This is a genomic window from Franconibacter daqui (genome assembly GCF_014644275.1).
GTDB lineage: Bacteria > Pseudomonadota > Gammaproteobacteria > Enterobacterales > Enterobacteriaceae > Franconibacter > Franconibacter pulveris.
On the sequence record NZ_BMKJ01000006.1, the window covers coordinates 244,675 to 263,710 of the forward strand.

The following is a 19,036-nucleotide window of genomic DNA, read 5'->3' on the forward strand; positions in this document are numbered from 1 at the left end:
GGCTGCGAGAGTATTGTCTGAGCATGGCACGGTTTAAAAGGGGCGCTTGCGCGCCCCGGAAAAGCATTTAACTATTATTTATCGCTGAACTGCGCCAGGTTGTCTTTATCAACGCCGACGTAAGGAATACGAACCACTTTGTTTTCAATTTTCCAGTTCGTGCCGTCAGCGGCGCCTTTACCCTGCGCCAGGTTTTTCGCCAGATCGAACGTCGCTTTCGCCTGGTTGTTGGCGTCGTTCAGCACGGTACCGGCCATCGCACCGGATTTCACCAGCGCCAGCGCTTCCGGCAGGGCGTCAACGCCGAATACCGGGATTGAAGATTTGTTATGCGCCTTCAGCGCTTCTACTGCGCCCATCGCCATCGCGTCGTTGTTGGCGATCACGACTTCAATTTTGTTGGCGTTCGGACCAGAGAGCCAGGCGTCCATTTTGTCTTTCGCCTGAGCGGTATCCCACATGGCGGTATCTAACTGCAGCTGCTGAGTTTTGATGCCTTTATCGTTCAGCTCTTTAATCACGTAGGTAGTACGCGCTTCGGCATCCGGGTGGCCCGGCTCGCCTTTCAGCAGTACGAACTGGATCTGGCCGTCTTTGTTCAGGTCCCAGTTTTTGTTCGCAGCCCAGTGCTTAGCGATCAGGTCGCCCTGGATAACGCCGGATTCTTTGGAGTCGGTCCCTACGTAGTAAGCTTTGTCGTAGCTGTCGAGCGCTTTGCGTGAAGGTTCTTTGTTATAAAACACAACCGGTACGTTCTGCCCGCGCGCTTTTTCGATGACGGTACCCGCAGCGGCCGGGTCAACCAGGTTGATGGCAAGGGACTTCACGCCTTTCGCCAGCAACACGTCAATCTGGTCGTTCTGCTTGGACTGGTCGTTCTGCGAGTCGTTCATCAGCAGCTCAACGTCTGGCGTGGCTTTTGCTTCTTTCTCAATGGCCTTGCGTACTACGGACATGAAGTTATCGTCATACTTATAGATAGTCACGCCGATACGGTCAGCGGCCTGGGCTGCGGCGCCAAACAGCATGCAGGACATAACGGCAGACAGAGTAAGGACCTTCTTATTCATGGTATCTCCGGTTTTATGCAGGGTAGTTCTTGTGAAAAACGGGCGGCGGGGTAGTAATGTTAGAAAAGTGTTACTGACCACCGAAGCTCACTTTAAAATTTTCTTCCTTGATCGGTAACGCTCCAGTACTGCGTCTTTTTGTTTGTTTTCGGCCCTTAACCCATGCTCTTAGCGCAACGTTGCTGTTACATAGTGTTTCAGCCTTTAAAACGCTGACATCATAGACCAGCGCAATGTTAATATACTGTGAATTTACTCACAGATTGAAAGCGGTTACATCACTCTCATTTATAAACTAGTGATCGGCCCCACACTTTGCTTTCCGGCCACGGAATGGCGGCGCACCAGCGTCGGCATAAAGCAGTGACTGGCCTGCAAATCGAGCTCTCCTGCGGCGCCCTGCAGCGCCAGCTCGGTCGCGAGTCGCGCCATGGAAACAATGGGATAGCGCACCGTGGTGAGTTGCGGATCGGTGTAGCGGGCGATTGGAATATCATCGAAACCAATGAGTGACAAATGCTGCGGCACGGCAATGCCATTATCTTTAAGTGCCGTTAGCGCGCCTGCCGCCATGCTGTCGTTGTAGGCAAACACCGCCGTGAGCTGCAGGTTGCGCCCCAGTAACTCCACCATCGCCGCCTCGCCGCCCTGCATATCCGGGCTGCCCGTACCGACCCAGCTTTCCGGCGGCGTTATCCCCTGCTCCGCCAACGCCCGCAGCCAGCCCTCTTTACGCTGGTCATCATCTTCAATACGGTGAGCGGAAGCCAGATAGCCGATGCGCTGATGGCCATTGCTTTGCAGCATGCGGGTCGCCATCATCGCGCCGGTGACATTGTCCAGACCGACGCAGCGATGCGCGTAGCCGGGCACGATACGGTTAATCAGCACCATGCCGGGGATTTGGTCGAGAAAGCTTGCCAGCTCTGCGTCGCCGAGCGCTTTGGCATGAACGATTAAAGCGGTGCAGCGCTGGCGAATCAGCACTTCTATGGCATGGCGCTCTTTTTCCGCTTCATGGTAGCTATTGCCGATGAGCACATATTTTTGATGCTGCTGGGCCACAGTATCCACCGCTTTTACCAGCGCGCCGAAGAAGGGATCGGAAACGTCCATCACCACCACGCCAATAGTATCGCTGACCTGGGTGGCCAGCGCCTGGGCATTGGCGTTCGGCCGGTAGCCTAGCTGACTGACCGCCTGCATAACGGTTTCACGCGTTTCAGGGCTTACCAGCGCGCTGTTGTTCAGAACGCGGGAGACCGTAGCGACAGAGACGCCCGCAAGTCTTGCGACGTCACGAATAGTGATCATAACGATCACCTTTAAGTAGTTGGCAGCAGTTCACAAATACCCCCTGTGTAAGCCTGGGGGCTATTCTGGCAGCGAGCAGAAAGGCGCTACGTGAAGCACATCACAGCGCTGGAAACGGTTACATACGAAATGTTAACGATTGTGATCCAGATCGTTATCTTGTTGTTTGCGATAACGGCACGCCTGACGCTCTGGCCGTGAGCTGCCGCCAGAGCCACTCCACCGGCCCCTGGCGAAAGCGACGCAGCCAGAGTACGGAGATCAATATGTTAACCGCCCAGACGGCGGGGACGAAGGCGAGCAATTGCAGGCGGTCAAACCACATAAACAGCCCGAAGCGATGAAACAGCGTAATGCAGATTAACGATTGCAGCAGGTAGTTGGTGAGTGCCATGCGGCCAACACAGGCCAGCGCGCCGGTTAACCGGAACCTGGCAAGTGATGGCCAGAAACCATAAATCAGCGCCGCGTAGCCGATGGTCTGCAAGGGCGCGCTGAGTTCACGCGGCGCCTGCAGATAAAACGCGGTCCAGCGGTAATCCCAGCCGATTCGCCACTGCGCGATAACCGCAGGCAGGTTAATCAACAGCCCAGCCAGCACCAGGATGAGGCCCGTACGGCGATAGTGCTGCAGGCTGAACTCGCCGCGCAGCCAGCCGCTACGCATCAGCGCCGCGCCGATAAGCATCATTCCCGCCAGCTCCCAGCCGTACTGCGCGCCGAGCGCCAGCAGGCTTGAAGAGAGAAGATCGAGCCGATTATCGATAGCCTCCGCTCCGCCGTTCAGCTTCCAGAACTGCTCATATTGCAGGTGCGCGGCGTCCGGCACCCACGAACGGTTGATCTGGTCGCCAGTGATAGCGCCGAGCAGAAGCAGCACGCCCACGCCCATCAGGTACAGCAGCACCCCGGTGTTAAACAGCGATTTAACGCCCGAGGCGTCGCGCACCATTCGCCAGCTGATAAGCCCTACCAGCCCATAGGCAAGCAGGATATCGCCATCCCACAGAAAAACCGCATGCAAAAAACCGAAAATCACCAACAGGCTCAGGCGCGCCTGAATCCAGCGTTTGCCACGGACGAGCAGCATTTGCAGGCCGGCGCCAAACAGCAATGCGAAAAGCGTGAGGAATTTAACCTGCGCGAAGAGGTCCAGCAGCGCCCAGGTCCAGGCGTCGCGCAGGGTCGCTTCGCCATACCAGGCGGGGTTGAGGTAAGCCGCCTTCGGCAGACCGAAGGCGTTGATATTCAAAAGCAGGATGCCCAGGATGGCGACGCCGCGAACCACGTCCAGCGTGACGTTTCTTGCCATGGCGGCCTGCCTTATCAATTAGCTGGGGTGGCGTACCGCGCGCAGGAATTCCTGGCGCGTATTCTGGCTGGACTTAAACAACCCGCCAAGCGACGTCGTCGTGGTGGCGCTGGTTGCGTCGCGAATACCGCGCGCTTTTACGCAATAGTGCACCGCGTCAATGGACACCGCCACGTTGCTCGTGCCAAGCAGCGTTTGCAACGCCACCAGGATCTGCTGCGTTAAACGCTCCTGCACCTGTGGGCGCTGGGCGAAAAACTGCACAATGCGGTTAATCTTCGACAACCCAATCACCGAGTCTTTCGGAATGTAGGCCACCGTGGCTTTGCCGTCGATGGTTACAAAGTGGTGTTCGCAGGTGCTGGTCAGCGTGATGTCGCGAACCGTGACCATCTCATCCACTTTCATCTTGTTCTCGATGACGGTGATTTTCGGGAAATTAGCGTAGTCCAGGCCGGAGAAAATCTCGTCGACATACATCTTGGCGATGCGATGCGGCGTTTCCATCAGGCTGTCATCGCTCAGATCAAGATTAAGCAGCTGCATAATCTCGGTCATATGACCGGCGATAAGGCGCTTGCGGGTTTCGTTATCAAGCTCGTGCAACGGCGGACGCAGCGGCGTCTCCAGGCCACGCGCAACCAGCGCCTCATGTACCAGGGCAGCTTCTTTTGAGAGTAATGACATCTTATTTTTTCTCCAGCAGGTGTAACCAGCCTTTACCGCAGGGGGCAAAGTGAGCGTTCATTGTGCGTGAGCGGGCGCACATAATCCAGTAGCGGGACCGATAATTATTGGGATTGTTGATTCCTTTCTTCGTCGCGCCGCCAGACCAGCGCGCCGCCGATAACCAGCGCCACGCCAGCTATCCACAGCGCCGGCTCCAGCCTGCCGGTGAGAAAGCTGGCAACCGCAGAGGTCATCGGGCCGACAAGCTGCCCCACGGCATAACCGGTCGTGAGCAGCCCGGCCAGATAGCGGGTGTGCTTCGGCGCCAGCTCTCGCCCGTAGTGCAACGAAAGCTGCACGGCGCAGAGAAAGCCGCCGCCTACCAGCAGCGCGCCGATAACCAACCCGTTTATACCCGGCAGCCATGCGGCGGCCACCACGCCTGCGGCCTGCAGCCACAGCACTATTGCCAGCCGCTGATTGCTTTGCAGCACCCCGCGAAGCAGGATGCTAAGCGCAATGCCGATAACCGAAGCGCCGCCAAAAACAGGCCAGACAAACTGTGCAAACAGGCTGCCTGGAAAGCGCGCCGCCGCCATTTGGGAAAGAAACGTCGCGGGCAGAATATAACCAAACCCGGCGAGACTGTAGCTCCAGACCAGCTTTTTCAGTCCGCGCGTCAGGCGCAGCGGCTCAGGCTGGTTGCCCGGGCGGTGGAGATGCCCCCGGCGCGGCAGGTTGCGGGCAATCAGCGCGATAAACAGCAGCGCCAGCGCGCCGTAGATAAGCCAGCCCTGCTGCGCGCTGAGCCCGGCGCCGTGGATCCAGACCGCCAGCAGGCCGCTGATGGCGATGCCGGCGCCCGGCCCAGCGAACACCGCGGCGCTAAGGCCCGGCCTGCCGAAATGGGCGAGCTGTTCGTTGGTCCAGGCGGCCATCAGCACCAGCCCCCAGCCGCTCATGCAGCCGATAACGAAGCGCAATACGGCGTGCGGCCAGGGTCCGTCGACAAAAGCGGAAAGCAGCGTCAGCAGCACCGCGCCGCCGACGCCCGCCCAGAGCCGAAGCTCAACGTGACGCTGCGCGCGCATCGCATCCCATGCGCCGACCAGATAGCCAAGATAGTTTGCAGCGGCGACCAGTCCGGCGCTGGTGAGCGTTAACTGCCCCTCCCCTACCATCAACGGCACCTGAGGCGTAAACGCGAAACGCCCAATCCCCATTACCACAATCAGCGCGAGAAACCCGGTCAGTGCAATACGCAGCGCCACAGCGCCTCCATTTGTTAAAATAAAGTTATAGCTATGATGCGGCATGAGTTTTCTAAGGTGAAGTGAAACTTGTTCACTCGTCAATGCGCGTTTGCGCTATTCTGTTCAGCCCATTATAAGGAGCCGCCTATGGAACTGCTCGACGAGCATCGCTGTTTTTCCGGCCAGCAGCAGCGCTGGCGACATCACTCTCAGGCGCTCAATTGCGCCATGACCTTCAGCATTTTTCTGCCGCCGGAGACCGACGCGCCGCCGCCTGTGCTTTACTGGCTCTCAGGCCTGACCTGTACCGATGAAAACTTTACGACCAAAGCGGGCGCGCAACGCGTGGCGGCTGAACTGGGCATTGCGTTAGTGATGCCGGACACCAGCCCGCGCGGCGATGAGGTGGCGGACGCGGAAGGGTACGACCTCGGCAAAGGCGCCGGTTTCTACCTTAACGCCACCGTTGCGCCCTGGGCATCCCACTATCGCATGTATGATTACCTGCGCGATGAACTGCCCAAAGTGATTGCGGAAAACTTTAAGGTAGCGGACCGTTGCGCCATCAGCGGCCACTCAATGGGCGGCCACGGGGCGCTTATCATGGCGCTGAAGAACCCCGGGCGTTTCCGCTCGGTTTCCGCCTTCGCGCCAATCGTCAACCCGTCTGCCGTGCCGTGGGGGAAAAAAGCGTTCACCACGTATCTTGGCGAAGATGAAAGCCAGTGGCACCAGTGGGACAGTTGCGCATTGCTGGAAAAGGCCGATCCGGCGCACGCTATCCCCACGCTTGTCGACCAGGGCGACAGCGACCCGTTCTTTGGCGAGCAACTCCAGCCGGAGCGGCTTGATGACGCGGCGCGCAAGGCAGGCTGGCCGCTGACGCTGCGCATGCAGCCGGGCTATGATCACAGCTATTATTTCATCGCCACCTTTATTGAAGAGCATTTGCGCTTTCACGCGCAGCATTTGCGCTGATGCATCCATGCTAAACCGGCAATAAAAAAGGGCGCTTAAGGCGCCCTTTTCGTTATTTCTTCAGATGGTCAGGAAACGTCATTTCGCTGTAACGCACGAAATGCGTGCCTCTGGTCCACTTGTAACCAAACCAGATTATCAGGAACAGCGGAATGCCGATGTAGGTTGCCGCAACGGCCGTCCAGTCAATCGTATCTTCCAGGAATGCCTGATAGTTCTGGCCGAGCGTGATAATAAGACACAGCACGAAGGCGAAAATCGGGCCCAGCGGGAAGAAGCCGGAGCGGTACGGCAGGTCGTTGATATCGTTGCCCTGCATGACATAACCGCGACGGAAGCGATAATGACTAATGGCAATACCGAGCCAGGCGATAAATCCGGTCATCCCCGAGGTGTTCAGCAGCCACAGGTAAACCGTCTGGTTACCGAACATGGAGGTGAGGAAACACAAGCCCGCGACCACGGTCGTCGCATAAAGCGCGTTGCGCGGCACGCCGCCTTTAGACAGCGTTGAGAAAATACGCGGCGCTTTGCCATCGCAGGCCAGGGTGTAGAGCATGCGGGTGGAAGCGTACATGCCGGAGTTGCCCGCAGAGAGCACTGCCGTCAGGATCACCGCGTTCATGATGGCCGCCGCAGAGAGCAGACCCGCGTGCTGGAACACCAGAGTGAACGGGCTGACGCTGATATCTTTCACGTCGTTGCGCAGCAGGCTCGGGTCGGTGTAGGGGATAATCAGGCTGATAATCAGAATGGCGAACACATAGAACAGCAGGATACGCCAGAAAACCTGACGCACCGCGCGCGGAATATTCTTCGCCGGGTCTTCCGATTCGCCCGCCGCGATGCCGATAAGCTCGGTGCCCTGGAAAGAGAAGCCGACAATCATCGCCACGCCAATCATCGCCGAGAAGCCGCCCGCGAATGGCGCCTCATCAATGCTCCAGTTGCTCCAGCCTGCCGGTTCAGCGCCTTTGAAAATGCCGACAATCATCGCGATGCCGACCAGAATAAAGATAATCACGGTCGCCACTTTAATCAGCGAGAACCAGTACTCCGCTTCGCCAAAGCCTTTTACGGAAATGTAGTTCAGCAGGAACATGATGCCGAGGAAGACGGCGCTCCAGATCCAACCTGGCGTATCCGGGAACCAGTAGCTCATCACAAGCTGCGAGGCCACAAGGTCGACCGCGATGGTGACCGCCCAGTTGTACCAGTAGTTCCAGCCCAGCGCGAAGCCGAAGCCCTCTTCTACGTAGTTCTGCCCGTAGGTAGCGAACGAGCCGGAGACCGGCATATAGGCCGCCAGCTCGCCAAGGCTCGTCATCAGGAAATAGACCATCAGGCCGATAAGAATATAGGAAAAAAGCGCGCCGCCCGGGCCCGCCTGAGAAATCGTCGCGCCGGATGCGACAAACAGCCCTGTGCCGATAGAGCCGCCGATGGCGATCATCGTCAAATGACGCGCCTTTAATTCGCGACGTAGCGCAGGCGCTTGTGTGGTTTTAGATTCGGAAACCATATAAAAATAATGCCCATCCATCAAAAGAGGCGCGATTGTAGCAGACTCAAACCGAAGCGCCTGGTGGAAATACGCAGTTATAAGAGACGTTCATGATAGCCGCTGGATCATAAGTAAAGCAGCGGGCCTGCGGGAGAGCGAAAATTTTTTCTTATGACTGACGCCCGATTTGCCGACTCGCTCACGGTTCGCAGTAGCGTAAAAAACGCTGCAGGGCGTTGGACAGGTGCTTCTGGCGATGATGGATCCGGTAAAGCGTTCGCGTCAGGCGCGGCAACGGGGCCTTCACTTCGACCAGCGAGCCGGTTTCCAGCTGCTCGGCTATCACCCTGCGTGAAAGACAACTGATGCCCAGCCCGTGGCGCACCGCATGTTTAATCGCTTCAGAGTTGCCAAGCTCCATCGCCAGCACAAACTGCGGCAGGTGCGAAAGCAGAAGGTAATCGACAATTTCCCGCGTGCCGGAACCTTTCTCACGCAGGATCCAGGGCGCGGCGGCAAGGCGCGCCAGCGTTACTTCCCCGTTTAAAAGCGGGCTTGCGGGAGAGGCGAAGACCACCAGTTCATCCTCAAGCCAAGGTTCGGTGACGATTTCCGCCATATGGCACGGCCCTTCGATAAGCCCGATATCGACGCGAAAATCCGCGACGGCGTTAATCACATCCTGACTGTTGCCAACGCTCATTTCCAGCGGCAATGACGGAAAGTCGCGGCGGTAGCGGGCAATCACTTCCGGCAAAATATAGTTGCCGATAGTGCTGCTGGCATAAACGCGGATAGCGCCGTTATCTTCACGAAAAAGCTGCTCTATCTCTCCCGCCTGCTCCAGCAGCGCCACGGTGCGCGGGTAAAGCAGCCGCCCGTGCTCATTGACCACCAGCCGTTTGCCCACCCGGTCAAAAAGCTGCACGCCAAGCTGGCCTTCCAGATCGGTTAACGCTGCGCTGACCGCCGATTGCGACAGCGCCAGCATTTGCGATGCCTGGGTGGTGGAACCGCTTTTCAGCACTTCGGCAAACACTTCCAGCTGACGCAGGGTGATATGCATAACTCGCCTCAATAGTAAGAGCTCTCTTACCACTTATGATGATTAATTATAAATATATAATCAATTTTATTTTTAAGTCGCCTCGCCTTACGCTTTTCACACAGTAAGGAGAAGGCTATGACAATACTCACACTACGCAAACCGCAGCGTCACCTGATGCATTATGCGCCCGGTCTGGCGCTCACTGCCCTGGTGGCAGGCGCAGCCCTGTGGGCTGGTGCTATCCCGGCGGTCGCTGGCGCAGGGCTTAGCGCGCTGACGCTTGCTATCCTTGCCGGCATGCTTGTCGGCAATACGGTTTACCCTCGCCTCTGGCAATCCTGCGACGGCGGCGTGCTGTTCGCCAAACAGCATTTGTTGCGACTGGGCATTATTCTTTATGGCTTTCGCCTGACATTCGCGCAAATCGCGCAGGTGGGGACAAGCGGCCTGCTGGTGGATATGCTCACGCTCAGCAGCACGTTTTTTCTTGCCTGCTGGCTTGGTCAGCGCGTTTTTAAGCTCGATCGCGAAACGAGCTGGCTGATTGGCGCCGGCAGCAGCATTTGCGGCGCGGCGGCGATTCTCGCCACCGAACCGGTTATTAAAGCGCAAGCCAGTAAAGTGACCGTGGCGGTGGCGACGGTGGTAATTTTCGGCACGCTGGCGATTTTTCTCTATCCTCTGATGTGGCCGTGGCTAAACGCCTTTTTCTCGCCAGAAACCTACGGCGTCTATATGGGTTCTACCATGCATGAAGTGGCGCAGGTCGTGGCGGCGGGCCATGCGGTGGGGCCGGATGCGGAAAACGCGGCGGTTATTGCTAAAATGCTGCGCGTGATGATGCTCGCCCCGTTCCTGATTTTTCTGGCGGCGCGGGTAAAACAGCTGGCGCCGGCAAATGACGGCAAGCGCAGCGCCATCACTATTCCCTGGTTCGCTATCCTGTTTATTCTGGTGGCGGTGTTCAACTCCTTCCATCTGCTGCCGAAACCGCTGGTGGATGCGCTGGTGACGCTCGATACCGTTCTGCTGGCAATGGCGATGGCGGCGCTTGGCGTGACAACGCACCTCAGCGCGCTGAAAAAAGCGGGCGTACGGCCGCTGCTGATGGCGCTCCTCCTCTTTTTCTGGCTGATTGTAGGCGGCGGGGTGATTAACGTTATCGTTGAGCGGCTAATGGCATAAACCGGCACGCGCTTTCCTGGACGTTGCCGCTATGATAAAACGTTCCCCCTTTGCGGGTATGACAGGAGAGAAAGATGAAGTTTATTGGAGCGCATGTCAGCGCCTCCGGCGGGCTCGCCAATGCCGCCACCCGCGCCGCCGAGCTGGAAGCGACAGCTTTCGCGCTGTTCACCAAGAACCAGCGTCAATGGCGTGCCGCCCCGCTCACCCCGGCGATTATCGATGAATTCAAAGCCGCCTGTGAAAAACATGGCTACGGGCCGGGGCAGATCCTGCCGCACGACAGCTTTTTGATTAACCTCGGCCATCCGGAAGCGGAAGCGCTGGAGAAATCCCGTAAGGCGTTTATTGACGAGCTGACGCGCTGTCAGCAACTCGGGCTGACGCTGCTGAACTTTCACCCGGGCAGTCACTTACAGCAAATCAGCGAAGAGGCCTGCCTCTCCCGCATCGCCGAATCGGTGAACATCGCGCTGGAGCAAACGGAAGGCGTGACGGCGGTTATTGAAAATACCGCAGGCCAGGGGAGCAACCTCGGCTTTCGCTTCGAGCATCTGGCGGCGATTATCGACCAGGTGGACGACAAGAGCCGTGTTGGGGTCTGTATTGATACCTGCCACGCCTTCGCCGCGGGTTACGACCTGCGCACGGAAGAGGCGTGCGAAGAGACTTTCGCTGAGTTTGACCGTATTGTCGGCTTTCAGTATTTACGCGGCATGCACTTAAACGACGCGAAAAGCGCTTTCGCCAGCCGGGTGGACCGCCACCATAGCCTCGGCGAAGGGAACATCGGCCATACGCCGTTCCGCTGGCTGATGCGCGACAGCCGCTTCGACGGCATCCCGATGGTGCTTGAAACCATTAACCCGGATATCTGGGCTGAAGAAATCGCCTGGCTTAAGGCGCAGCAAACGACTACGGCAACGGTATAACCGCTGTTTTCAGCAATAAAAAAAGCTCCCCGCAGGGAGCTTTTTTCTTACCGTAACGCTCAGGCGGTTTTCGCCGCCAGTTCCGCTTCCGGACGCTTAAGGAAAGCGTAAGCCAGACCCGCCACCAGCGTACCGGCGACGATAGCAAGAAGGTAGCCCAGCACCGGCGTGATAGCGCCAGGAATCAGCAGCACGAACAGACCGCCGTGCGGCGCCATCAGCTTCGCGCCTACCGCCATAGAGATAGCGCCGGTGATAGCGCCGCCCACGATGCAGCAGGGAATAACGCGCATCGGGTCGCGGGCGGCGAACGGAATCGCCCCTTCGGAGATAAAGCACAGGCCCAGCACCAGCGCCGCTTTGCCCCCTTCCTGCTGGCCTTTGTCGAATTTACGACGCGCCACCATCGTCGCAATGCCCATCGCCAGCGGCGGAACCATACCGGCCGCCATGATAGCCGCCATCGGCGCGTAAACCTGGGAACTCAGCAGCCCCACGCCAAAAGCATAAGCCGCTTTGTTCACCGGGCCGCCCATATCGGTACACATCATGCCGCCAAGAATGGCGCCCAGCAGCACCGCGTTGGCGGTTCCCATCCCCTGCAGCCAGGCGGTCAGGCCCGCCAGGATTTTCGCGACCGGCGTGCCGATAACGTAAATCATCGCCAGACCTACAATCAGGCTGGAGAAGAGCGGAATAATCAGGATAGGCTTCAACGCCTCCATGCTTGGCGGCAGCTTCAGCTTGCCGCTGATCGCTTTGGCAACATAGCCTGCGAGGAAGCCCGCAAGAATACCGCCGATAAAACCGGAGCCGGTGCTGACAGCGAGCATGCCGCCAATCAGGCCCGGCGTCAGGCCCGGACGGTCAGCGATAGAGAAAGCGATGAAACCAGCCAGTACTGGCACCATCAGGGCGAAGGCGGAACCGCCGCCGATTTTCATCAGCGCCGCGGCAAGCGTGCCTTCCTGTTTGAACGCTTCGATGCCGAACACAAAAGAGAGCGCGATTAACAGACCGCCCGCCACCACCATCGGCAGCATGTAGGAAACGCCGGTCAGAAGATGACGATAGGCGCCTGCCCCGCCCTGCTCTTTCTGGCCTGCGGAAGCGGAAGCCGCCTGGCCGGAAGGCTGATAGGGCTTAGCCTCGGCGAGGGCTTTATCGAACTCCTGCGCGGTTTTCTTCAGCGCGAGGCCGGTAGAGGTGCGGTACATTGGCTTGCCGGCGAATTTCGCCAGGTCCACTTCGATATCCGCCGCCACGATAACCAGATCCGCCTGCGCCACCTCTTCCGGCGTGATGGCATTGCCTGCCCCCACGGAGCCGCGGGTTTCCACTTTCGCCCACCAGCCGCGTTTTTTCGCTTCGGTTTCGATAGCTTCCGCCGCCATAAAGGTGTGCGCTACGCCAGTCGGGCAGGCCGTTACCGCCACAATGCGTTTTTGACCGCCCGCCGTCGGCGCGCCAATCGGAGCCGCCGCAACCGGCGCGCTGTACGACTGCGCTTTCTCTTTGGCTTCGCCAAGGAACAGCTCCGGGTGCGCTACGGCGCGATCGATTTCGCCAACAAACACCTTTTTGCCGTTGAGCGCGCTGTCCGCCGGCAGGTTTTTGCCCAGCGCAATGACCAGCTCCGCGTCGTTCGGGTTATCGGTAAGTTCCAGATGCGCTTTCTGCGCCGCCGCACCGAGCAGGGTCTTCGCCATATAGGCGCGGGCCTGGCCGAGCGCGGAGTCAATAATCAGCAGCGTTTTCATTATGCCTCTCCTGCTGTCAGTTAAAAGGTTGTAAGTCGACGCGCGCCATCATCGCCGCCAACTGTGTCCTGTCGGTGATGCCGACATTGCTCTGGCTGACCGCCAGCGCCGCCACCGCCGTAGCAAGACGTAGCGTGTGCTCGCTGGATTCGCGCATCAGCAGGCCGTAGATGAGGCCGCCGACCATTGAATCCCCGGCGCCTACCGTGCTGACCACTTCACAGGCGGGCGGTTTGGCTATCCATTCGCCAGAGGCGTTGACCCACAGCGCCCCTTCTGCACCCAGTGAAATCACCACGTGGGCGATGCCTTGCTCGCGCAGCGCGTGGGCGGCATCAATAACATCTTTCATTTCCGGCAGCTTGCGGCCTGCCCAAATTTCCAGCTCGCGGCGGTTCGGTTTCACCAGCCACGGCGCGGCTTTCAGGCCCGCCACCAGCGCCTCGCGGCTGCTGTCGAAAATAATGCACGGGCACTGGCTGCGCAGGCGCGTCATCCAGTCGGTGAACGCTTCCGGGCTGACGCCCGCCGGCAGGCTGCCGCTGACGCAGACCATGTCGAACTGCCCAAGCCAGCTCAGGGAATCGTTAACAAAACGTTCCCAGTCCGCCGCGGTGACTTCAAAACCGGAGAAGTTAAAATCGGTCACTTCGCCATCTTTTTCCGTCAGCTTCACGTTAATGCGAGTACGGCCCTGCACCACCTGAAAACGGTTGGCGATGCCAAGCTCGCTGAAGAGTTGCTGAAAGCCATCCTGATTATCTTTGCCAAGGAAACCGCCGACGGTGACATCAATCCCTAAATCCTTGAGCACCTTCGCAACGTTAATGCCTTTGCCCGCAGCGTGCAGGCCGGTGGTGCGTACGAGGTTGACTTCGCCGCGTTCGATTTCCGGCGTAAAGCCGACCAGGTCATAAGCCGGGTTTAGCGTAATGGTGGCAACACGTCTGCTCATGCTGCGCCCTCCCCAAGACCAGCGGCGATGGCTTCGCCAATCGCTTTCAGCGCCGCTTCAGCATCCGCTCCCTGTGCGGTAAAGCGCAGGCGATGCCCCTTCTTAACGCCGAGCGCCACTACTTTCATCAGGCTGCGGCCGTTAGCCGGCTTGCCGGTGCCGTCGAGGTTAGCGACGGTGATATCGCTGTTAAATTGCTTGATAGTGTTCACCAGCATCGTGCCGGGACGAGCGTGCAGGCCGTGCTCGTTGCGCACGGTAAACTCGGCGCTCAGCACGTCTTCGGTTAACGCCTCGTCGCTGGTCAACAGCGCAAGCAGCGTAGAAGCGTCGGCGCTAAGCAGGCGGTCCGCTTTCTGATTCAGCAGGAGGTCGCCCAGGCGCTTGAGCACCGGCAGCGGCTGCTGGTCAGCCATGGCGACGGTCATCAGCAGGCCAACTTTTTCGCCATTCGCTTCAAACGCGTTTGCCGGGCGGCTCACCGCGACGGCGCTCGCAAGGTTGCCCTGCGCGCTGTCAGCCAGCCACACGCCCTGCCCCAGATTCAGCGGCGCGTCGACAATCGCCTGGCTGACGAAAGCGGCGTCCACCGCACCCGCCGCCTTCAGGCGACCGGCGTTCAGCGCCTGCAGCGTAACCAGGTCGCTTGCCGCTACATCAAGGCTGAACATTTCGTTATCCAGCTTCAGCGCATCGCTCTGTTTTTCGCCCATCAGCAGCGCGCGCAACTCTTCAGCGCTGTTGGTGGTTTTAAGCTGTTCGGCGATGGCGTCATCGCTCAGCACGTGCGTTAACTGACGCAGCAAGCCGAGGTGTTCATCTGAGCTGGCGGCGATGCCGATAGCCACATACGCCACCTGATCGTCGCCCCAGCGGATCCCCTGCGGGAACTGGAAGACCTGCACGCCGGTTTTCAGCACCTGGTCGCGGGTATCGGTGGTGCCGTGCGGAATGGCGATGCCATTGCCTAAGTAGGTAGAGGTTTGCTGTTCGCGAGCAAGCATGCCGTTAACATAGCCGTCAGCTACATTGCCCGCTTTCACCAGCGCGTCAGCAACCTGACGGATGGCTTCTTCTTTATTGTTGGCGCTGGCGCCGGGATGGATATCCTGAACAGATAACTGGAACATGGTCTCCTCGCTTGCTGAAAGTGAATCGTTTCAGCCTTTCTGAGAAAAAAGGCGTTACCTGATGGCTGAAAAAACCCGAAGATAACGCTGAAACGTTTCAAGAAGTGTGAGGACTTCTGCTGCGCGGCGCAAGAAAAGCCGTAAACGGGATGTACATTTTTAGATGTGTCGCACATTTCATACCTTTCACGTCCCATTTGCTGAAGTTACTTCTGCCTTTTTCAGGCTGGTCAGCTCCGCGTTCAGCGCTCCGTCAGCAAAAAATAAAACAGCTTTTTGATTATTCGTGTGGCGTTTAATACAGGCCGCTGTTTATTTGCGCACGAGGCGCGTAAACTTCGCCTTCCCTTTTGAAAGCGTTCATTTGTTATGCAAAACCTTCCTGCTGCGTCCCGCTTGCGAATGCCTGACATGGCTTCCGCCTCTTTTTTAATTGTAGCTTTTTTAACCGGCATCGCCGGGGCGCTGCAAACGCCTACGCTCAGCCTGTTTCTCACTGAAGAGGTGCATGCGCGACCAGCGATGGTCGGCTTCTTTTTTACCGGCAGCGCCATTATCGGCATTCTGGTCAGCCAGTTTCTGGCGGGCCGTTCGGATAAAAAAGGCGACCGCAAATCCCTTATCTTCGTCTGCTGTCTGCTGGGGGCGCTGGCCTGCGTGTTGTTCGCCTGGAACCGCAACTATTTCATTCTGCTGTTTATCGGCGTGTTCCTGAGCAGCTTCGGCTCTACCGCCAACCCGCAGATGTTTGCCCTGGCGCGTGAGCATGCCGACCGCACCGGCCGGGAAGCGGTCATGTTCAGCTCAATTCTTCGCGCTCAGGTTTCACTGGCGTGGGTTGTCGGGCCGCCGCTGGCGTATGCCCTGGCGATGGGCTTTGGCTTTCAGGTGATGTACCTGAGCGCGGCGGCGGCGTTTATCGTCTGCGGCCTGATGGTGTGGGGCTTCCTGCCTTCGATGCGCAAAGAGCCGGTAGCCACCTCCACGACGCTTGAGGCGCCGCGCCGCAACCGTCGCGACGCCCTGTTGTTGTTTGTCATCTGCACCCTGATGTGGGGCACCAACAGCCTTTACATCATCAATATGCCGCTTTACATCATTAATGAGCTGCATCTGTCGGAGAAGCTGGCTGGCGTGATGATGGGCACCGCCGCGGGGCTGGAAATTCCGACCATGCTGGTGGCGGGCTACTACGCAAAGCGGTTCGGCAAACGCTTTTTAATGCGTGTGGCGATTGTGGGCGGCGTGCTGTTTTATCTCGGCATGCTGATGCTCAGCAGCCCCGTCATGCTGCTCGGTCTGCAGCTGCTTAACGCCATTTACATCGGCATCCTGGCCGGCATCGGCATGCTCTATTTTCAGGATCTGATGCCGGGTCAGGCGGGCGCCGCGACCACGCTTTATACTAATACGACGCGCGTGGGCTGGATTATCGCCGGTTCGCTTGCGGGTGTGATTGCGGAAATCTGGAACTATCACGCCGTGTTTTATGTGGCGTTGGTCATGACGGCCGCCGCTGTCTGGTGCCTGTGGCGGATTAAGGATGTTTAGGGCGCGGTAAGCGCCTCGAGGTGTATGAGGTACTCCATCGCCTGCTGGCGATGTATGCCGCACATCTCGGGGGAGGGTTGCAGGCCGCCGCACACTTTTGGCCGCAGCGGCGAGCCGAACAGCTTGCAGCGCTTATGCTCATCAAGCTGCACGCAAGGTGTGTTCGCCGGTTTGCCGTCTGGCATGCCCGGAATGGGGCTCGATATTGAAGGCGCGGTACAGCAGGCACCGCAGTCGGGACGACATTCCATAATGACCTCGGCCAGGCAGACAGGCGCGGACTTTATCAGGCGCCGCCTGGAAACACTAACGACTTTTTCGCGCCATGCAGCGAAAGCGGTGAAATCCGCTTGCCTGGCTGACGCCTCGCGAGTAATTTGTCGCGATATTTTTGCTATCCCAAATTAACAGGACACTTCGATGCCAAGAGCTAACGAAATCAAAAAAGGTATGGTGCTCAATTACAACGGCAAACTGCTGCTCGTAAAAGACATTGATATTCAGTCACCCAGCGCTCGCGGCGCGGCCACGCTTTATAAAATGCGCTTCTCCGATGTGCGCACCGGCCTGAAGGTGGAAGAGCGTTTTAAAGGCGACGACATTGTCGATACCGTTACCCTGAACCGCCGCTTTGTGGACTTCTCCTACGTAGACGGCGACGAATATGTGTTCATGGATAAAGAAGACTATACGCCCTATACCTTCACGAAAGATCAGATTGAAGAAGAGCTGCAGTTCATGCCGGAAGGCGGCATGCCCGATATGCAGGTGCTGCTGTGGGACGGCCAACTGCTGGCGCTGGAGCTGCCGCAGACGGTAGACCTGGAAATCGTGGAAACGGCGCCGGGCATCAAAGGCGCTTCCGCAAGCGCGCGCAACAAACCGGCGACGCTGACGACCGGTCTGGTGGTGCAGGTACCGGAATACCTCTCGGCGGGCGAGAAAATTCGCATTCATATCGAAGAGAAACGCTATATGGGCCGCGCAGACTAACAGGCCTGCTCACCTGGCGGCGCTTCGCTGTCAGGCCCCAAAAAAAAACCGGCAAGCATGCCGGTTTTTTTATCTGCGTTAACAGCGAGCTACGCCGTTCCCATCAGGGTTACAGCAACTCGGGGTATTTCGTCATCTTCAGCGCCAGCTCGACGCCGCGCACTTCCGCCATGCCTTTGAGGCGGCCGATTGCCGAATAACCCGGGTTGGTTTTCTTGCGCAGATCGTCAAGCATCTGGTGACCGTGGTCCGGACGGAACGGGATAGGACGCCGATCGCCCGCCTTTTTACGACGCAGCTCTTCACTCAGAATAGCGTCAACTACCGCCACCATGTTCACGTCGCCCTGCAGATGCGCCGCTTCGTGGAAGGTTTTCGGGTTCGCTTCACGGCAGGTGGAGCGCAAATGGGTAAAGTGGATGCGATCGCCGAACGTTTCTATCATCCGCACCAGGTCGTTATCAGCGCGCACGCCGTAGGAGCCGGTGCACATGGTGAAGCCGTTGTTAATGCTGTTCACCGTCTCTTTCAGCCACTGCATATCGTCGATGGTAGAGACAATGCGCGGCAGCCCAAGAATAGGACGCGGCGGATCGTCCGGGTGCACCGCCAGCCGCACGCCCACCTCTTCCGCTACCGGTACAATGGCGCGCAGGAAATAAGCCATGTTTTCACGAAGCTGGGCTTTATCGATGCCGTGATATTCCGCAAGGCGCGCGCGGAACTGGTCAAGCGTATAGCCCTCTTCCGCGCCTGGCAGGCCGGCGATGATGTTGCGCGTCAGCTTCTCAATCTCCGCTTCGCTCGCGTTAGTGAAATAGTCCTGCGCCTGACGCTGCTCTTCTTCGCTGTAATCCGCCTGCGCCCCTTCACGTTTGAGAATATGCAGTTCAAACGCAGCAAAGGCTATCTGGTCAAAGCGCAGCGCTTTTGAGCCGTCCGGCAGGACGTACTCGAGGTCGGTGCGCGTCCAGTCGAGAATAGGCATAAAGTTATAGCAAACGGTGTCGATGCCGCAGGCTGCGAGATTGCGGATGCTTTGCTGATAGTTAGCGATGTGCTTATCGTAATTACCGGTGTGGGTTTTAATTTCTTCATGCACCGGAATGCTTTCCACTACCGACCAGACCAGCCCTTTTTCCGCCAGCAGCGCCTGGCGCGCGCGGATCTCTTCCACCGGCCAGACGTCGCCATTTGCAATGTGATGCAGCGCGGTAACGACGCCGGTCGCGCCTGCCTGACGCACATCATCCAGTGATACCGGATCGTTTGGGCCATACCACCGCCAGGTTTGTTCCATGACCATCCCCTCGTTAAGTTGTTATACCAATCATACCAGAACCAATGACGACTACCATACAGGTTTCCACTAAGCGATCAAA

The 19,036-nt window shown here is 58.2% G+C and carries 17 protein-coding genes; 5 read left to right on the plus strand and 12 right to left on the minus strand.

Translation table 11 applies throughout. The annotated features are described in order from the left end of the window. Positions 1–74 precede the first annotated feature (74 nt). The 5 genes from mglB to IEX01_RS18495 form a co-directional block, all read right to left on the minus strand. Positions 75–1,070, minus strand: coding sequence for a galactose/glucose ABC transporter substrate-binding protein MglB (mglB, locus tag IEX01_RS18475; protein WP_024556322.1), 996 nt, complete (start codon positions 1,068–1,070; stop codon positions 75–77). Positions 1,071–1,358: 288 nt separating this feature from the next. After that, positions 1,359–2,384, minus strand: coding sequence for an HTH-type transcriptional regulator GalS (gene galS / locus IEX01_RS18480; protein WP_024556321.1), 1,026 nt, complete (start codon positions 2,382–2,384; stop codon positions 1,359–1,361). Positions 2,385–2,538: 154 nt separating this feature from the next. Continuing rightward, positions 2,539–3,696 (minus strand): DUF418 domain-containing protein YeiB, encoded by a 1,158-nt coding sequence (yeiB, locus tag IEX01_RS18485; protein WP_188724314.1) that lies wholly within the window; start codon positions 3,694–3,696, stop codon positions 2,539–2,541. 18 nt (positions 3,697–3,714) lie between these two features. Further along, a complete protein-coding gene (gene folE / locus IEX01_RS18490) occupies positions 3,715–4,383 on the minus strand; it encodes a GTP cyclohydrolase I FolE (RefSeq protein ID WP_024556319.1) in 669 nt (222 codons plus the stop codon). 104 nt (positions 4,384–4,487) lie between these two features. Next, entirely contained in the window at positions 4,488–5,636 is a 1,149-nt protein-coding gene (locus IEX01_RS18495; protein WP_188724315.1) for a YbfB/YjiJ family MFS transporter, read from the minus strand. A gap of 129 nt (positions 5,637–5,765) precedes the next feature. Between IEX01_RS18495 and fghA the strand changes: the two genes are divergently transcribed. Continuing rightward, positions 5,766–6,596, plus strand: coding sequence for an S-formylglutathione hydrolase (fghA, locus tag IEX01_RS18500; protein ID WP_188724316.1), 831 nt, complete (start codon positions 5,766–5,768; stop codon positions 6,594–6,596). Between the two features lie 52 nt (positions 6,597–6,648). Here fghA and IEX01_RS18505 read toward each other — a convergent pair whose 3' ends face one another. Beyond that, complete coding sequence (locus IEX01_RS18505; RefSeq protein ID WP_024556316.1) at positions 6,649–8,118, minus strand: amino acid permease; 1,470 nt, start codon at positions 8,116–8,118, stop codon at positions 6,649–6,651. A gap of 181 nt (positions 8,119–8,299) precedes the next feature. Continuing rightward, positions 8,300–9,166, minus strand: coding sequence for a DNA-binding transcriptional regulator YeiE (gene yieE / locus IEX01_RS18510; protein ID WP_024556315.1), 867 nt, complete (start codon positions 9,164–9,166; stop codon positions 8,300–8,302). A gap of 117 nt (positions 9,167–9,283) precedes the next feature. Here yieE and IEX01_RS18515 point away from each other — a divergent pair, with 117 nt between their 5' ends. Together IEX01_RS18515 and nfo are read left to right on the plus strand one after the other, a co-directional pair. Beyond that, complete coding sequence (locus IEX01_RS18515) at positions 9,284–10,333, plus strand: YeiH family protein (RefSeq protein WP_188724317.1); 1,050 nt, start codon at positions 9,284–9,286, stop codon at positions 10,331–10,333. Positions 10,334–10,407: 74 nt separating this feature from the next. Then, positions 10,408–11,265: a deoxyribonuclease IV gene (nfo, locus tag IEX01_RS18520; RefSeq protein ID WP_024556313.1), complete on the plus strand. Its 858-nt coding sequence runs from the start codon at positions 10,408–10,410 to the stop codon at positions 11,263–11,265. Between the two features lie 59 nt (positions 11,266–11,324). On the opposite strand, the gene fruA is transcribed toward nfo, so the two are convergent. From fruA to fruB, 3 genes are read right to left on the minus strand one after another with little or no spacing between them, the layout of a single operon-like run. Further along, complete coding sequence (gene fruA, locus IEX01_RS18525) at positions 11,325–13,025, minus strand: PTS fructose transporter subunit IIBC (RefSeq protein ID WP_024556312.1); 1,701 nt, start codon at positions 13,023–13,025, stop codon at positions 11,325–11,327. Positions 13,026–13,041: 16 nt separating this feature from the next. Further along, positions 13,042–13,980 carry a 1-phosphofructokinase gene (gene fruK / locus IEX01_RS18530; protein ID WP_024556311.1) on the minus strand — a complete coding sequence of 313 codons (939 nt, stop codon included), beginning with the start codon at positions 13,978–13,980 and terminating at the stop codon, positions 13,042–13,044. Then, positions 13,977–15,110: a fused PTS fructose transporter subunit IIA/HPr protein gene (gene fruB, locus IEX01_RS18535; RefSeq protein WP_188724318.1), complete on the minus strand. Its 1,134-nt coding sequence runs from the start codon at positions 15,108–15,110 to the stop codon at positions 13,977–13,979. The genes fruK and fruB overlap by 4 nt, the downstream gene beginning before the upstream one ends. A 369-nt stretch (positions 15,111–15,479) precedes the next feature. Between fruB and setB the strand changes: the two genes are divergently transcribed. Continuing rightward, positions 15,480–16,661, plus strand: coding sequence for a sugar efflux transporter SetB (gene setB / locus IEX01_RS18540; protein WP_024556309.1), 1,182 nt, complete (start codon positions 15,480–15,482; stop codon positions 16,659–16,661). On the opposite strand, the gene IEX01_RS18545 is transcribed toward setB, so the two are convergent. Beyond that, on the minus strand, positions 16,658–16,912 hold the full coding sequence (locus IEX01_RS18545) for a zinc/iron-chelating domain-containing protein (protein WP_024556308.1): 255 nt from the start codon (positions 16,910–16,912) through the stop codon (positions 16,658–16,660). The two genes, setB and IEX01_RS18545, sit on opposite strands and share 4 nt — an antisense overlap. A gap of 169 nt (positions 16,913–17,081) precedes the next feature. Between IEX01_RS18545 and yeiP the strand changes: the two genes are divergently transcribed. Then, on the plus strand, positions 17,082–17,654 hold the full coding sequence (yeiP, locus tag IEX01_RS18550) for an elongation factor P-like protein YeiP (protein ID WP_024556307.1): 573 nt from the start codon (positions 17,082–17,084) through the stop codon (positions 17,652–17,654). Between the two features lie 109 nt (positions 17,655–17,763). On the opposite strand, the gene uxuA is transcribed toward yeiP, so the two are convergent. Beyond that, positions 17,764–18,954, minus strand: coding sequence for a mannonate dehydratase (gene uxuA, locus IEX01_RS18555; protein WP_048888128.1), 1,191 nt, complete (start codon positions 18,952–18,954; stop codon positions 17,764–17,766). Positions 18,955–19,036 lie beyond the last annotated feature (82 nt).

Bases quoted from the DNA above. Each gene is read 5' to 3' on its own strand.
- galS (WP_024556321.1), bottom strand. From the start codon at position 2,384: ATGATCACTATTCGTGACGTCGCAAGACTTGCGGGCGTCTCTGTCGCT.
- nfo (WP_024556313.1), top strand. From the start codon at position 10,408: ATGAAGTTTATTGGAGCGCATGTCAGCGCCTCCGGCGGGCTCGCCAAT.
- IEX01_RS18505 (WP_024556316.1), bottom strand. From the start codon at position 8,118: ATGGTTTCCGAATCTAAAACCACACAAGCGCCTGCGCTACGTCGCGAA.
- fghA (WP_188724316.1), top strand. From the start codon at position 5,766: ATGGAACTGCTCGACGAGCATCGCTGTTTTTCCGGCCAGCAGCAGCGC.
- folE (WP_024556319.1), bottom strand. From the start codon at position 4,383: ATGTCATTACTCTCAAAAGAAGCTGCCCTGGTACATGAGGCGCTGGTT.
- fruA (WP_024556312.1), bottom strand. From the start codon at position 13,025: ATGAAAACGCTGCTGATTATTGACTCCGCGCTCGGCCAGGCCCGCGCC.
- yeiB (WP_188724314.1), bottom strand. From the start codon at position 3,696: ATGGCAAGAAACGTCACGCTGGACGTGGTTCGCGGCGTCGCCATCCTG.
- yeiP (WP_024556307.1), top strand. From the start codon at position 17,082: ATGCCAAGAGCTAACGAAATCAAAAAAGGTATGGTGCTCAATTACAAC.
- IEX01_RS18545 (WP_024556308.1), bottom strand. From the start codon at position 16,912: ATGGAATGTCGTCCCGACTGCGGTGCCTGCTGTACCGCGCCTTCAATA.
- uxuA (WP_048888128.1), bottom strand. From the start codon at position 18,954: ATGGAACAAACCTGGCGGTGGTATGGCCCAAACGATCCGGTATCACTG.
- setB (WP_024556309.1), top strand. From the start codon at position 15,480: ATGCAAAACCTTCCTGCTGCGTCCCGCTTGCGAATGCCTGACATGGCT.
- yieE (WP_024556315.1), bottom strand. From the start codon at position 9,166: ATGCATATCACCCTGCGTCAGCTGGAAGTGTTTGCCGAAGTGCTGAAA.
- mglB (WP_024556322.1), bottom strand. From the start codon at position 1,070: ATGAATAAGAAGGTCCTTACTCTGTCTGCCGTTATGTCCTGCATGCTG.
- fruB (WP_188724318.1), bottom strand. From the start codon at position 15,110: ATGTTCCAGTTATCTGTTCAGGATATCCATCCCGGCGCCAGCGCCAAC.
- fruK (WP_024556311.1), bottom strand. From the start codon at position 13,980: ATGAGCAGACGTGTTGCCACCATTACGCTAAACCCGGCTTATGACCTG.
- IEX01_RS18515 (WP_188724317.1), top strand. From the start codon at position 9,284: ATGACAATACTCACACTACGCAAACCGCAGCGTCACCTGATGCATTAT.